We start from the raw sequence: 13,234 nt of genomic DNA, 5'->3' as shown, positions 1-13,234 counted from the left end.
CTCTGTTAAAGGAGGGGATCGAGGAGAAAGGGCTTGCCCGGCGCTTCGTCCTTCTTTTCCACGGTGCCCGGTGCGGCCTTGGTGTTGATCGGCGCGCTTGAGCCGGGACGATCGAGATCGCCCTTGCGGCCGCAGCCGGAAAGCGTCAGGCCGGTTATGGCGAGGGCTGCAATCAGAATGGTGGTGTTTCGTAGGAGCATGGATGGTTCCCGGTCCGGGCAATCAAGCCCTTCGTCTCAAATTCGTCAGAACTCATATCGGCTTTTTAAGGCGCTGTGCACCCTGAATCTTGTCGTCAGTTCCGGGTGCGCCACCAGGCGATCTGTTTCCTCACCTCGCTCGGTGCCGTGCCACCGAAGGAGGTGCGGCTGGCAACCGAAGCCTCGACGGTCAGGACGCCGAACACCTTGTCGGTGATATCGGGATGGATCGCCTGCAGGTCTGCGAGCGAGAGTTCGGCAAGCTCGCACGCCTTCTGTTCGGCCAGCGCCACCGCGCGGCCGGTCACATGATGGGCGTCGCGGAAGGGCAGGCCTGCCTCGCGCACCAGCCAGTCGGCGAGATCGGTGGCCGTCGAGTAGCCGGAGCCGGCGGCGGCCTTCATGCGGTCGGCGCGGATGGTTATGTCGCGCACCATGCCGGTCATCGCGGCAATCGCCAGTTCCAGGCTTTCGGCTGAATCGAAGACCTGTTCCTTGTCTTCCTGCATGTCCTTCGAATAGGCGAGCGGCAGGCCCTTCATGACCGTCAGCAGTGCGATCAGCGAGCCGTTGATGCGGCCGGTCTTGGCGCGCACCAGTTCGGCCGCGTCCGGGTTCTTCTTCTGCGGCATGATCGACGAGCCGGTGGAAAAGGCATCCGACAGGCGCACGAAGCCGAATTGCGGCGTCGACCAGATGACGATCTCTTCCGCCAGACGCGACAGGTGCACAGCGCAGATCGAGGCGATCGACAGGAATTCCAGCGCGAAGTCACGATCCGACACGGTATCGATCGAGTTGCGGGTCGGCTCGCGGAAACCCAGCGCCTTGGCGGTCATGTGGCGATCGATCGGAAAGCCGGTGCCGGCAAGGGCGGCGGCGCCGATCGGGCTTTCGTCCATGTGTTCGATCGCATGGCGAACGCGTGCCCGGTCGCGGCCGAACATCTCGACATAGGCCATGCAGTGATGGCCGAAGGTGACGGGCTGGGCCGTCTGCAGATGGGTGAAGCCGGGCATCACCGTCTCGGCATGTTCTTCGGCGCGGTCGAGGAAGGCGGCGATCAGGCTCGTCAGCATGCCCTCGCACTTCTGCAGTTCTTCCTTGACCCAGAGGCGGAAATCGAGCGCCACCTGGTCGTTGCGCGAGCGGGCGGTGTGCAGGCGTCCGGCGGCCGGGCCGATCAGGGTTGCCAGCCGTGCCTCGATGTTCATGTGGATGTCTTCGAGCCGGCGGGAAAATTCGAACTGTCCGCTTTCGATCTCTGACAGGATCGTGTCGAGACCGTGAACGATCTTGTCTTTATCGTCAGCCGAAATGATGCCCTGATGCGCCAGCATGGTCGCATGCGCTATTGAGCCGCGGATGTCCTGGGCGAAAAGCTTCTTGTCGAAGCCGATCGAGGCATTTATCTCCTCCATGATCGCGGCCGGCCCTTGCGCGAAGCGACCGCCCCACATCTGGTTGGAGCTTTTGGTTTCGGAAGTGCCGTCGCCCATGAAGAATGCCCGCCCTGGAGAATGACCCGTTTTGGAAAATGAAGTGACCGACAGAAAAAAACGCTTTCCGCCTGCCAGACTGGTGGTGATCGCTGCCCTCGGAGGGCTGATCGCCGGTGCGGCAGCGGTATACGTCAGGGAAAGCGGGTCTGGCAATGGTGCGGCGGTGGAAACCGCCGGCGCAGAGGCTTGCGAGGCGGCAAAAGACAAGGTTGCGGCGATCACGCCGTTCCTGAAGGGGCATGTCGCTGCCATGGCGCCGGTGAGCGAGCCGCGCCCGCTGTCGGGTCTGAATTTCAAGGGTGGGGACGGCAAGGACCTGTCGCTCGCCGATTTCACCGGCAAGACCGTTCTCCTCAATCTCTGGGCGACCTGGTGCGTGCCCTGCCGCGAGGAAATGCCGGCGCTGAATGCGCTGCAGAAAGCTGAAGGCAGCGACAAATTCGAAGTGGTTGCGGTCAACATCGATATCGGTGACGACGAAAAGCCGAAGGCGTTCCTGAATGAGACCGGCGTGCATGACCTCGGCTATTATCGCGATGCCTCGATGGGCGTGTTCAATGCACTGAAGAAGGAAGGCCTTGCCTTCGGGCTGCCCGTCACGCTGCTGATGGATGAGAAGGGCTGCCTGATTTCGTCGATGAATGGCCCCGCCGCGTGGGACAGCGATGATGCAAAGGCTCTGGTGAAGGCAGCGGTCGCAGCGCCGCCGTCAGGCGCTCAATAGCAACGAGGCGCGGCCGGTGCCTCTTTTCGGCGTGGCTGCCGCAGCGTCTTTCGTCGCCATGGCGAGGATCGCCGCGGCCGGTACCGGGCGGGAATAGACAAAACCCTGTCCCTCCCGGATACCCATCTGCAATAGCGCGGCAATCTGTTCTTCCGTCTCGATGCCTTCGGCAACGACGATCATTCCGAATTTCGTCGCAAGCGAGGCCAGCATTTCCACCAGTTCAGACGATTTGCGGTCCAGGGTGATGCCGTCGACGAAGAACTTGTCGATCTTGAGATAATTGGCACCAAGCGCATGGATGGCGGACAAGCCGTTGTGACCGGTTCCCGCATCGTCGATGGCGACGCGCAGACCGGCGTCGATCAGGTTCGCCGTCACGGTTGCTGCGCGCGCCTTGTCGGTGATGACCTGCCGTTCGGTGACCTCGACGACGAGGGCGCGGTGGGGAAGATTGAAGCGCGTGGCATCCAAGATCAGATTGTCAACGAAACCGTCCGCCAGATACTGATCCGGGGTGACGTTGAAGGTCAGCTTCAGATGATTCTGCGCCTGCAAAAGCCCGCCAAGCTGAGCGCCGGCCTGTTTCAAAAGCTCGGTCGTCAGTCTTTCAATGCGGCCGCTGCTTTCGGCAAGGGGGATGAAGGCCAGCGGGGGAATCATCGAGCCATCCGGCTTGATCCACCGTGCCAGCATCTCGAAGCCGAGAAGTTTTCGATCCTCAAGATCGAAAATCGGCTGGAAATAGGGCTGGATCCGTCCGCCGGACAATGCGGTGTCGAGTTCGTCAAGGATCGACGTGTTGCGGAACATGCCGCGCGCCGCCAGAATGCCGAAGCCAAGGCCAAAGGCCAGTGTGATCGCGATCGTCTGCGGTGACAGCGCCTGGTTCCATCGGGCGAGCGCGGCCTGATCGACCTTCAGGCTGAACGCGATGGGATACTGCGTCGACTTCTCCTCGAACATGGTCAGTTTGGTGCCGTCGGTGAGCCATTTCTTCTGCGGGCTATAGCTGGCGAACGACGTGCCGTCCGCAAGGGTAAGCTGTATCAGCGCGCTGTCGCGCAGTTCGGCCGGCAGGATTGCAAAGAGCAGGCCGCTGGTGGCGAGAACTTCGACGATGTTTTCGTTCTCTCCATATTGCCAGCGCACACCAAGACCCTTCCACCCCGGGAAACGCAGGGAGGAGAGCGAATAGCCGGGGCTCTTGGTACGGTTTTGCTGCGCGGTCGCGATCGATTGCTCGAGAGCCTGCTTCTTTTCCTCGTAGCTCCAGCAGACGCCGTTTTCCGTTTCCAGGCGCATGTTCTTCATGATGCTGGAGCCGTAGAGCGCTCTTGTCATCGCCATCCGCTCGACGGTGGCGCACGACGTGCCGCGGTTGACGATGACGTCGCTCATTTTCATCGTGGCGGAGTCGATCGCCAGCTCCGTGCGCGCGATGGTGTCAGTCGCGAGTTGTCGCAACTGCTTTTCGTTCCAGGACGCAACGAATGCCCTGTGGGCGACGAAGAGGCCTGCGACGAACAGGCCGGTGAAGCACAGCACGAAAGCTGCGAAGCGTAGTTTGCGCTGAACTGTCATGGCCCGGCCCGTTGCTGACGCGGGGACCGTGGCGGAAACAGGTTAAAATCGCTTGAATTTTCTACCTCTGATTTAGCCGTGGCTCGCCGGTTCAGCGTGTAGGAACGGGAATTTCGCCGCGATAGTCGTAGAAGCCGCGTCCGGATTTGCGGCCGAGCCAGCCGGCCTCGACATATTTGACCAGCAGCGGGCAGGGGCGATACTTCGAGTCCGCCAGCCCGTCATGCAGCACCTGCATGATCGACAGGCAGGTGTCGAGACCAATGAAATCAGCAAGCTGCAGCGGCCCCATCGGGTGATTGGCACCGAGCCTCATCGCCGTGTCGATGGCATCGACGCTGCCGACGCCTTCATAAAGCGTGTAGATCGCCTCGTTGATCATCGGCAGCAGGATGCGGTTGACGATGAAGGCCGGAAAGTCTTCGGCGACCGTGATCGTCTTGTCGAGCGTGGCGACGAACTGCTTGGCGGTTGAAAACGTGCCTTCTTCGGTGGCGATGCCGCGCACCAGTTCGACCAGTTTCATCACCGGCACCGGGTTCATGAAATGGATGCCCATGAAGCGTTCCGGACGGTCGGTCGCGGATGCAAGCCGCGTGATCGACAGGGAGGATGTGTTGGTGGCGAGAATGGCATCGGCCTTGAGGACAGGACAGACCTGGCCGTAGATCTTGCGCTTGACGCTTTCGTCCTCCGTCGCGGCCTCGATCACCAGATCCATTGGCGACAGGTCGTTGACGTCGGCGGAGCCCTTGATCAGCGACAGCGCCTTCTTGCGCTCCTCGTCGGTCAGTTTGCCGGAGGAAACCTGACGCGCCATATTGCCGTTGATGGTTGCAAGGCCTGCTTCGACGCGATCGGCGGAAATGTCGTAGATGTGCACCTTGTAGCCTGCCGCGGCCGATACCTGGGCAATGCCGCAGCCCATCTGTCCAGCGCCCACAATTCCGACATTCTTGATCATCGAGCCAATTTTCCATCATCAATTCGGAAGGGCGGTCGCGCTTCCGTTCAGGCAAAATGCAGTACACCCGTTGGGGCGGAGTATTCGAATGCCAGTGATAAAGGCATCGCCGCCACTTTTCCAGCCTTTATTCATGGCGCAAGCCATTCTGGGTTCAGGAAAGGCATTGCTTCTAAAACGAAAAACGGCCGCGCAGAGTTGCGCGGCCGCTGATGTCATTTTTAAAAAGCTCAGAGTGCTTTTTCGAGTTCCGGCAGGATGACGAAGAGATCGCCGACGAGGCCGTAGTCGGCAACCTGGAAGATCGGGGCTTCCTCGTCCTTGTTGATGGCGACGATGACCTTACTGTCCTTCATGCCGGCCAGATGCTGGATGGCGCCGGAAATGCCGACCGCGATGTAGAGCTGCGGGGCGACGACCTTGCCGGTCTGGCCGACCTGCCAGTCGTTCGGAGCATAGCCTGCATCGACCGCTGCGCGCGATGCGCCGACGGCGGCGCCGAGCTTGTCGGCAACCGGCAGGATGACTTCCTGGAACTTTTCCGACGAGCCGAGCGCGCGACCGCCGGAGATGATGATCTTGGCAGAGGTCAGTTCCGGGCGATCGGACGAGGACAGTGCATCCTTGACGAAGGTCGACAGACCCGGATTGGCAGCGGCCGATATGGTTTCAACCGATGCCGAGCCGCCCTCTGCGGCCGAGGCGAAGGATGCCGTGCGAACGGTGATGACCTTCTTGGCCTCTGAAGACTGTACCGTCTGGATGGCGTTGCCGGCGTAGATCGGGCGCTTGAAGGTATCGGCCGAGACAACCTCGGTGATTTCCGAGATCTGGGCGATGTCGAGAAGGGCTGCGACGCGCGGCAGAACGTTCTTGCCGACCGAAGTGGCGGCCGACAGGATCGTGTCGTAGGAGCCGGCCAGCGAGACGATCAGCGCTGCCAGCGGTTCTGCGAGGTTGTTGGCAAGGTCGTCGCTTTCGGCGAGCAGAACCTTGGAAACGCCCGAAAGCTTGGCGGCGGCATCGGCCGCGGCCTTGGCGCCCTTGCCGGCCACCAGCACATGCACGTCGCCGCCGATTTTCGAGGCGGCCGTCAGTGTCTTGGCGGTCTGGTCGGACAGGGTTGCATTGTCGTGGTCTGCCAGAAGAAGAATGGCCATGATGTTAGTCTCCCTTTTCCTGGACCTTAAAGCACGCCGGCTTCGTTTTTCAGCTTGTCGACGAGTTCCGCGACGGTCTTCACCTTGATACCAGCCTTGCGGCCCGAAGGCTCCTCGGTCTTCAGCACCTTGAGGCGCGGTGCGGTGTCGACGCCGAAATCGGCCGGGCTCTTCTTGTCGAGCGGCTTCTTCTTGGCCTTCATGATGTTCGGCAGCGAGGCGTAGCGCGGCTCGTTCAGGCGCAGGTCGGTGGTGACGACCGCCGGCAGCTTGATCTCGATGGTCTGCAGACCGCCGTCGACTTCGCGTGTCACGGCAGCCTTGCCGTCGCCGATCTCGATCTTCGAGGCGAACGTGCCCTGCGCCCAGCCCAAGAGGGCGGACAGCATCTGGCCGGTCTGGTTCGAGTCGTCGTCGATCGCCTGCTTGCCGACAATGATCAGGCCGGGCTGTTCCGCTTCGGCGACGCCCTTGATGATCTTGGCAACGGCCAGCGGCTCGACGGCATCGTCGGTCTCGACCAGGATCGCCCGGTCGGCGCCCATGGCAAGAGCGGTGCGCAGCGTTTCCTCGGCCTTGGCCGGGCCAACGGAGACCACCACCACTTCCGACGCCTTGCCGGCTTCCTTCAGCCGCAGCGCTTCCTCGACCGAAATCTCGTCGAACGGGTTCATCGACATCTTCACATTGGCAAGCTCGACACCGGAACCATCCGGCTTGACCCGGATCTTCACGTTGTAGTCGACGACACGCTTGACGGTGACCAGAACTTTCATGATGTCCTTCCTTACGAAACGTTTGCGAGAAAATGCGCTTTAACGCAGCGGCCTGATTGTCGGTTGGCGACATCGATACGCGTTTTTTTCTCAATTACAATCTTTGCCCCTCCGGCGGCTGCAAGATTGCCAGGGGAAAAATACTTACGTTTACGTGCGCGTCAATATTAAATTGCTCGTTTGGCGCCATCTTCTGCGGGCTTCCCGTTTGCGACCGGTTCTTGCCGGTCTCTAACGCGCTGTTCTGATTGAAAATATCCTGGCAGGAGCGATCTGATGGAGGGATGGATCAGGACTGCCTGCCCCAGGGGCTGTGCTTCGTTGTGTTCTCCGCAGCCGGGACGGGTGTGCTGCCAGCCATTGCTTCCACATGCCGCACGGCGCGTGGCGTGACGATGGTTCGGTCGAACAGCGGCACATCCCGGCGTCGCAAAATGACAACAAGAACCAGCCCGGCGATGATGCCGCCGACATGGGCGCCCCAGGAGACGCCGCTTTCCGGATCGACGACCAGCATGAAAAACTGCTGGCCGATCCACAGCGCAAGCGGAAAGAAGGCGGGCAGGGGCAGCGGAATGCGGAACAGCACCAGCACCCAGACCCGCACCTTCGGATGCAAAAGGAAATAGGCGGCGACGACGCCGGAAATGGCGCCTGACGCGCCGATCAACGGCGCTTCGGAGGCCGTGTTGACCAATCCGTGCGTCAGGGCACCGGCCGCGGCGCAGAGAAGATAGAAGATCAGGAAGCGCACATGGCCCAGCGCATCCTCGACATTGTCGCCGAACACCCAGAGAAAAATCATGTTGCCGAAGAGATGCCAGAAATCGCCATGCAGGAAGGAATAGGTGATGTAGGTCGCTTCATCGGGCACGATCACGAGGTTGGGCGCCAGATGCGCATAGTCGAAGGCGATGGCGGGGATATAGCCCAGGCCCATCGTCGTGGCGTTGGAGAAATCCTCCGGCGCCAGAAGCGGCCCGGTGATCAGCCAGATGATCGTGTTGATGACGATCAGGCTGATCGTGACGTACTGGACCTTGATGTATTTCAGGGAATTCGCGTCGTGCAGCGGTATGAACATAGGCGCGTCGGTCCCTAGAAGAGCGGCGATAAGCCCGGAGCTTACCTGTTTTTTCCCGGAACCCAAAGCACATCGGATCGTCCCTTGTCGTTCGTCCAGCGCGCGGCGACGAAGAGGAAATCGGAGAGCCGGTTGACATATTCAAGTGCCGGGGAACTGACGGTTTCACCCTCTATCCGCGCCAGTTCGACCATGTGGCGCTCGGCTCGCCGCACAATGGTGCGGGCGATGTGCAGCGTGGCCGCGGCACTGCTGCCGCCGGGCAGGACGAAGGAGCGCAGCGGGTCGAGATCGGCGTTCAGCGCGTCAATCTCGACTTCCAGCCGTGTCACCTGCACTGCTAAGATCCGCAGTGGTTCATACGGCAGCGTCTCGCCGGTATCCGGCGTCGAAAGATCGGCGCCGAGGTCGAACAGGTCGTTCTGGATTCGCATCAGCATGGCGTCGAGCGCCTCGAATTCCGCCGTATGCTGGCGCGCAAGTCCTATGAAGGAATTGGCCTCGTCGATCGTGCCATAGGCCTCGACGCGCAGGTCGCTCTTCAGCCGGCGCGGGCCGGCCGCCAGCCCCGTGGTGCCGTCGTCACCGGTTTTGGTGTAGATCTTGTTGAGCTTCACCATTGGTCAGCGCCCGCCGCCGGTGATCCACAGCGTCAGCATGATCAGCACGATCGCCACCGCCTGCAGGAACACGCGGGCCTGCATCAGCTTGTTGGACGTGTTGCCGTCGCCGCCCTTTGCCATATGCAGCAGGCCGCGGATGAGAACGATGGCGACAAGGCCCATGACGAGCAATGTCAAACCGGTGAGAAAACTGTGCATGTGACTTACCCTTGCCTTTCAGCTCAGCCGAGCCGGCCGATGATGCGATAGAACAGCGCGGCCGGAAGCAGTTTCTTCAAAATCGCACCCTGTTTGGCCGGCTGCGTCACGATGTAATGCGGCTTCGGCTTCTTCGCGGTCAATGCGCGTTTCAGCGCAGCATAGACCGCATCCGGTTCGAGCTTGCCGCGGGCCGGGCCGCTCTCGCCCTTCAGCCGCCGCATCTGCCGTTCGTATTCCCTGGCATGGACGGACCCCTTCAGGTCGATGAAGCGCTCGATATAGGTGACCGCATTGGCGGTGAAGCGCGATGTGATCGGACCCGGTTCGATCAGGCTGACCTCGATGCCGCTGCCTTCAAGCTCCATGCGCATGGTCAGCGTCAGGCCTTCCAGAGCGAATTTCGAGGCATTGTAGGCGCCTCGCCAGCGATAGGGAACAATGCCGAGGATGGACGAGCATTGCACGATCCGCCCGTGGCCCTGCGCCCGCATCGCCGGAATCACCTGCCGCGTCAGGTCGTGCCAGCCGATGACGTTGGTTTCCAGCTGGAGGCGCAGCGCTTCCGTCGGCAGATCCTCGACCGCGCCGGCCTGGCCATAGGCGCCGTTGTTGAACAGCGCATCCAGCTTGCCGCCGGTGCGGGCAAACACCGCGCCGACAAGATCCGATATGGTGTCGGGTTTGGTATAATCCATCAGAAAGGCTTCGATGCCGTCGTTTTGCAGCGGCTCGAGGTCCTCCACGCGCCGGACGGTCGCAAACACCCACCATCCGTCTTTGGCCAGCGCGCGGGCGCACCAGGCGCCGATGCCGGACGAGCAGCCGGTGATGATTATCGAGGGGCGGTCGGTCATTTGGGTTTTTCCTGTAGAAATCGCCGACCGGTTTCCCATATTCATGAACGGGTTACAATCGCAGTAGCGTAACGAGACAGCGGGAGAAAGAATGCCGGCCTTCATTCGCATAGCCTGGAAGGTCGTCTTTGATGCCGTCTGGCATTTCAGCGAGGACGACGGCTGGGCGATGGCGAGCCATGTGGCACTGTCAACTCTCTTGGCGATCTTTCCCTTCCTGATCTTCGGGACTGCGCTCGGCAGCTTTCTCGGCGCCGACCAGTTCGCGACGACGGCGGTGCATTTCATCTTCGATACCTGGCCGGAATCGATCGCCAAGCCGATTTCCGATGAGGTCGTGCGGGTGTTGACCATCCCGCGCGGCGGGTTGCTGACCATATCCGTTCTGGCCGCCGCCTATTTCGCCTCCAATGGCGTCGAAGCGCTGCGTGTCTCGCTCAACCGTGCCTATCGCGTCGTCGAAAGCAGGCCCTGGTACAAGACGCGCGTCGCCAGTCTCGCCTTCGTTCTGGCTGGCGTTCTGGTTCTGGTGATCGTCAGCCTTCTGCTCGTCGCCGTCCCGCTCGCCATCCGCTATGCCGGGACCTATCTGCCCTGGTTCAACGGCCTCCTGACGGTGATCGACAGCTGGAGCCTGGCCGGCGTCTTCATCATGCTGACAACGGGCCTGATCGTCAGCCATCTCTGGCTGCCGGCCGGCCGCCGCAAGATCATGGACGTGCTGCCGGGCATCATCCTGACCCTGACCGCCTGGTCGGTCGGGGCTTACGTCTTTGCCTCCTACCTTGCGACCTTCGCCAACTACGTCTCGACCTATGCCGGGCTCGCTTCGATCATGATCGCGCTGGTCTTTCTCTACATCGTCGGCGTCATCTTCATCCTCGGCGCCGAGATCAACGCGGCGATCATGAAATACAAGGTGAAGCGCATGGTGATCCGCCACATCATGGGCCCAAGACCAGATGAGGTTAAGGCGACGGATGTCCCGAGTGAGACAGAAGCGCCGAGGGAAAACGTCCTATAGGAACATCGCCCGGACATCGTCCGGTGTCTTTCCTGCCTCCCGGAAGGCGGCGATGCCGGTATCGCGGTTGCTCTTCGACAGTTTGCGGCCGTCGGCCCCAAGGATCAGGCGGTGGTGGTGATAGACCGGCTCGGGAAGGTCGAGCAGCCCTTGCAGCAGCCGGTGCACCGATGTCGCATGGAAGAGATCGCGCCCGCGCACCACATGCGTCACCCCCTGCAGCGCATCGTCCAGCGTCACCGCCAGATGGTAGCTCGACGGCGCGTCCGAGCGCGACAGCACGACATCGCCCCAGGCGCCCGGATCGGCCGCGATCGCGCCGGTTTCACCGTTCGGACCGGTGCCGGTTTCCTGCCATGTCAGCGGCGCATCCAGCGTTGCCAGTGCCCTGGCCATGTCCAGCCGCCAGGCATGCGGCTTGCCGCCGGCCAGCATCCTTTGACGGGCGGACGGCGACAGTTTCCGTTCCTCGCCGGGATAGAGCGGCGCGCCGTCCGGATCGCGCGGCCAGCTTCTGCCTTTTGCTTCGAACTCGCCGACCATCACCTTGATTGCTCCGCGTGTGAGAAAGGAGGGATAAACCAGATCCCGGTCGATCAGCGTGCCGAGCGCCTGGCGATAGAGATCGAGATGCTCCGATTGGCGCCGTACCGGTTTTTCCCAGTCGAGGCCCAGCCAGCCGAGATCGTCGACAATTCCGGCCTCGAATTCCGGTGTGCAGCGGGCGATGTCGATATCCTCGATCCGCAGCAGGAACCGGCCGCCGTTCGCTTTCGCCATGTCATGGTTGAGAAGGGCGGACAGCGCATGGCCGAGATGGAGCTGGCCGTTGGGGCTCGGGGCAAACCGGAACACCGGTTGTTTTGACATCGTTTTGTTCATAGTTTCTTCTTGGCACGGAAGCGCGTATCCGGCCATTCGTTTCGCCCATATAGCTTCGTCGAAGTGCGGGCCGAACGCCGCTGGTGCGCTGGAGGATTGGAGATGCGGATCATCCGCACGCATGAGGATATCAGCGCCGGCTTGAGCGGGCTGGTGATGCTCGACGCGCGGCTGGAGCCGGTGGTGGCGAGGGCCGGGCCGGTGCCGTTGCGCCGTGCCGATCCCGGTTATCGCGGCATCGCCAACATCATCGTCTCGCAAATGGTCTCGAAGGCCAGCGCCGCCGCCATCTGGGGACGCATGGAAACGGCGCTCGGCGACATCAACGCCGACAGTGTGTCCGCCATGTCGGATGACGATTGCCGCCAGCTCGGCCTGTCGCGCGCCAAGGCCGATACCTTGCGGCGGGTGGCCCGCGCGGTCATTGCCGGCGAGCTCGATCTGGAGGCTATCTGTTCCGTCGAGGGCAGTGCTGCCATCCGCGAAATGACCGCCATCAAGGGCGTCGGGCGCTGGACGGCCGAGGTCTATCTCTTGTTTTGCGCCGGTCATCCGGATGTGTTTCCGGTCGGCGATGTGGCGCTGCAGAATGCCGTCGGCCATGCGCTGATGCTGGAGGTGCGTCCTTCCGCCCGGGAACTCGATTCGCTGACCGGGCTCTGGGCGCCATGGCGCAGCGTCGCCGCGCGGCTTTTCTGGGCCTATTATGCCACGCAAATGCGCCGGGATGGCTTGCCGGTGCCACCGTAATGAAAAAAGCGAATCTTTTGTTTCCTTTTTCCTTTTGGCTTCACAATCCTGACGCAACGGGCCTAATATAGAAGGTGCAGGTGCCGAATCGAGCAGGAGTATACTGGCTTGACGATTGCAGTCTCACCACACGGCCTTCCAGCGCTCGTGCTGAACGCTGACTATAGGCCGCTGAGTTATTACCCCTTGTCGCTGTGGTCCTGGCAGGACGCGATCAAGGCCGTTTTCCTAGACCGCGTGCATATCCTGGCAGAATACGATCATCAGGTCTCTTCCCCCAGCTTCTCCATGCGCCTGCCCAGTGTCGTCTGCCTGAAAAGCTACGTGCAGCCGTCCCGCCATCCGGCCTTCACCCGGTTCAACGTGTTCCTGCGTGACCGGTTCGAATGCCAGTATTGCGGCTCGCCCGATGACCTGACCTTCGACCATGTGATCCCGCGCTGCTGCGGCGGCCAGACCACGTGGGAAAATGTCGTCGCCGCCTGCTCGCCCTGCAATCTGCGCAAGGGCGGCAAGCTGCCGCGCCAGGCCGGCATGTTCCCGCACCAGAAGCCGTTCCACCCGACGGTGCAGGACCTCCACAACAACGGCCGGCTGTTCCCGCCCAACCATCTGCACGACAGCTGGATGGACTATCTCTACTGGGATGTGGAACTGCAGCCGTAACGGATGGGCGGTGTTTGCGGAGGCGTCCACCGACTCGGCGGCAGGTTTCGCTGCGGTGGGAGTGGCTAGCTGCATGTCCTGCCAGCCGTACTTCAAGAGCAAAATATGGGATTAAATCTGCTCTATTTGCGCCATATAGGACAGTTCCAGCAACCCCGATAAGTTGTGATATTATCCGCCCGTGAATGCACCGCCTCGCGGTATTAGTTTGCGAGGTAGGAGCCCGGTTGCGATGGTCGC

The 13,234-nt window shown here is 61.6% G+C and carries 15 protein-coding genes; 4 read left to right on the top strand and 11 right to left on the bottom strand.

Annotated elements, in window-relative coordinates; translation table 11 throughout:
• Positions 1-5 precede the first annotated feature (5 nt).
• Together lptM and argH are read right to left on the bottom strand one after the other, a co-directional pair.
• A complete protein-coding gene (lptM, locus tag J2Z75_RS11870) occupies positions 6-200 on the bottom strand; it encodes an LPS translocon maturation chaperone LptM (protein WP_209852434.1) in 195 nt (64 codons plus the stop codon).
• A gap of 95 nt (positions 201-295) precedes the next feature.
• Positions 296-1,699: an argininosuccinate lyase gene (argH, locus tag J2Z75_RS11865; RefSeq protein ID WP_209852432.1), complete on the bottom strand. Its 1,404-nt coding sequence runs from the start codon at positions 1,697-1,699 to the stop codon at positions 296-298.
• A gap of 43 nt (positions 1,700-1,742) precedes the next feature.
• Here argH and tlpA point away from each other — a divergent pair, with 43 nt between their 5' ends.
• Positions 1,743-2,426 (top strand): thiol:disulfide interchange protein TlpA, encoded by a 684-nt coding sequence (tlpA, locus tag J2Z75_RS11860; RefSeq protein ID WP_209852430.1) that lies wholly within the window; start codon positions 1,743-1,745, stop codon positions 2,424-2,426.
• On the opposite strand, the gene J2Z75_RS11855 is transcribed toward tlpA, so the two are convergent.
• The 8 genes from J2Z75_RS11855 to J2Z75_RS11820 all read right to left on the bottom strand — a co-directional run bounded on the left by J2Z75_RS11855 (position 2,412) and on the right by J2Z75_RS11820 (position 9,672).
• Complete coding sequence (locus J2Z75_RS11855) at positions 2,412-4,010, bottom strand: EAL domain-containing protein (RefSeq protein ID WP_209852427.1); 1,599 nt, start codon at positions 4,008-4,010, stop codon at positions 2,412-2,414. The two genes, tlpA and J2Z75_RS11855, sit on opposite strands and share 15 nt — an antisense overlap.
• 91 nt (positions 4,011-4,101) lie before the next feature.
• Positions 4,102-4,974, bottom strand: a complete 873-nt coding sequence (locus tag J2Z75_RS11850; RefSeq protein WP_209852424.1) for a 3-hydroxybutyryl-CoA dehydrogenase — start codon at positions 4,972-4,974, stop codon at positions 4,102-4,104.
• A gap of 230 nt (positions 4,975-5,204) precedes the next feature.
• Complete coding sequence (locus tag J2Z75_RS11845; RefSeq protein ID WP_209852421.1) at positions 5,205-6,134, bottom strand: electron transfer flavoprotein subunit alpha/FixB family protein; 930 nt, start codon at positions 6,132-6,134, stop codon at positions 5,205-5,207.
• Between the two features lie 26 nt (positions 6,135-6,160).
• Complete coding sequence (locus tag J2Z75_RS11840) at positions 6,161-6,910, bottom strand: electron transfer flavoprotein subunit beta/FixA family protein (RefSeq protein WP_209852418.1); 750 nt, start codon at positions 6,908-6,910, stop codon at positions 6,161-6,163.
• Positions 6,911-7,199: 289 nt separating this feature from the next.
• Positions 7,200-7,994: a rhomboid family intramembrane serine protease gene (locus tag J2Z75_RS11835; protein WP_209852415.1), complete on the bottom strand. Its 795-nt coding sequence runs from the start codon at positions 7,992-7,994 to the stop codon at positions 7,200-7,202.
• A 41-nt stretch (positions 7,995-8,035) separates the two neighbouring features.
• On the bottom strand, positions 8,036-8,614 hold the full coding sequence (locus tag J2Z75_RS11830; protein WP_209852412.1) for a cob(I)yrinic acid a,c-diamide adenosyltransferase: 579 nt from the start codon (positions 8,612-8,614) through the stop codon (positions 8,036-8,038).
• Positions 8,615-8,617: 3 nt separating this feature from the next.
• Entirely contained in the window at positions 8,618-8,815 is a 198-nt protein-coding gene (locus tag J2Z75_RS11825) for a twin transmembrane helix small protein (protein ID WP_060639493.1), read from the bottom strand.
• Between the two features lie 23 nt (positions 8,816-8,838).
• Entirely contained in the window at positions 8,839-9,672 is an 834-nt protein-coding gene (locus J2Z75_RS11820) for an SDR family oxidoreductase (protein ID WP_209852409.1), read from the bottom strand.
• A 91-nt stretch (positions 9,673-9,763) separates the two neighbouring features.
• On the opposite strand from J2Z75_RS11820, the gene J2Z75_RS11815 reads away from it, so the two are divergent.
• Positions 9,764-10,696, top strand: coding sequence for a YihY/virulence factor BrkB family protein (locus tag J2Z75_RS11815; RefSeq protein WP_234937315.1), 933 nt, complete (start codon positions 9,764-9,766; stop codon positions 10,694-10,696).
• Here the strand turns inward: J2Z75_RS11815 and gluQRS are convergent.
• Complete coding sequence (gene gluQRS, locus J2Z75_RS11810; protein ID WP_234937314.1) at positions 10,691-11,566, bottom strand: tRNA glutamyl-Q(34) synthetase GluQRS; 876 nt, start codon at positions 11,564-11,566, stop codon at positions 10,691-10,693. The genes J2Z75_RS11815 and gluQRS overlap by 6 nt on opposite strands.
• A gap of 114 nt (positions 11,567-11,680) precedes the next feature.
• Between gluQRS and J2Z75_RS11805 the strand changes: the two genes are divergently transcribed.
• Both J2Z75_RS11805 and J2Z75_RS11800 read left to right on the top strand, forming a co-directional pair.
• Positions 11,681-12,328, top strand: coding sequence for a DNA-3-methyladenine glycosylase family protein (locus J2Z75_RS11805; protein ID WP_209852404.1), 648 nt, complete (start codon positions 11,681-11,683; stop codon positions 12,326-12,328).
• A gap of 108 nt (positions 12,329-12,436) precedes the next feature.
• The gene (locus J2Z75_RS11800) at positions 12,437-12,994 is read left to right on the top strand and encodes an HNH endonuclease (RefSeq protein ID WP_037125657.1); all 558 of its coding nucleotides are present in this window, start codon (positions 12,437-12,439) and stop codon (positions 12,992-12,994) included.
• The last annotated feature ends 240 nt before the right edge of the window (positions 12,995-13,234 follow it).

Source organism: Rhizobium herbae (assembly GCF_017873135.1).
Classification (GTDB): Bacteria; Pseudomonadota; Alphaproteobacteria; order Rhizobiales; family Rhizobiaceae; genus Pararhizobium; species Pararhizobium herbae.
The sequence above is the reverse complement of the archived record's forward strand: the minus strand, read 5'-3'. Positions and strand labels throughout refer to the sequence as shown.

Excerpts from the sequence above, each read along its gene's own strand:
- gluQRS (WP_234937314.1), bottom strand. The coding sequence starts at position 11,566 with ATGTCAAAACAACCGGTGTTCCGGTTTGCCCCGAGCCCCAACGGCCAG.
- argH (WP_209852432.1), bottom strand. The coding sequence starts at position 1,699 with ATGGGCGACGGCACTTCCGAAACCAAAAGCTCCAACCAGATGTGGGGC.
- J2Z75_RS11855 (WP_209852427.1), bottom strand. The coding sequence starts at position 4,010 with ATGACAGTTCAGCGCAAACTACGCTTCGCAGCTTTCGTGCTGTGCTTC.
- J2Z75_RS11805 (WP_209852404.1), top strand. The coding sequence starts at position 11,681 with ATGCGGATCATCCGCACGCATGAGGATATCAGCGCCGGCTTGAGCGGG.
- J2Z75_RS11830 (WP_209852412.1), bottom strand. The coding sequence starts at position 8,614 with ATGGTGAAGCTCAACAAGATCTACACCAAAACCGGTGACGACGGCACC.
- J2Z75_RS11845 (WP_209852421.1), bottom strand. The coding sequence starts at position 6,134 with ATGGCCATTCTTCTTCTGGCAGACCACGACAATGCAACCCTGTCCGAC.
- J2Z75_RS11840 (WP_209852418.1), bottom strand. The coding sequence starts at position 6,910 with ATGAAAGTTCTGGTCACCGTCAAGCGTGTCGTCGACTACAACGTGAAG.
- J2Z75_RS11815 (WP_234937315.1), top strand. The coding sequence starts at position 9,764 with ATGCCGGCCTTCATTCGCATAGCCTGGAAGGTCGTCTTTGATGCCGTC.
- J2Z75_RS11825 (WP_060639493.1), bottom strand. The coding sequence starts at position 8,815 with ATGCACAGTTTTCTCACCGGTTTGACATTGCTCGTCATGGGCCTTGTC.
- J2Z75_RS11835 (WP_209852415.1), bottom strand. The coding sequence starts at position 7,994 with ATGTTCATACCGCTGCACGACGCGAATTCCCTGAAATACATCAAGGTC.
- J2Z75_RS11820 (WP_209852409.1), bottom strand. The coding sequence starts at position 9,672 with ATGACCGACCGCCCCTCGATAATCATCACCGGCTGCTCGTCCGGCATC.
- lptM (WP_209852434.1), bottom strand. The coding sequence starts at position 200 with ATGCTCCTACGAAACACCACCATTCTGATTGCAGCCCTCGCCATAACC.
- J2Z75_RS11850 (WP_209852424.1), bottom strand. The coding sequence starts at position 4,974 with ATGATCAAGAATGTCGGAATTGTGGGCGCTGGACAGATGGGCTGCGGC.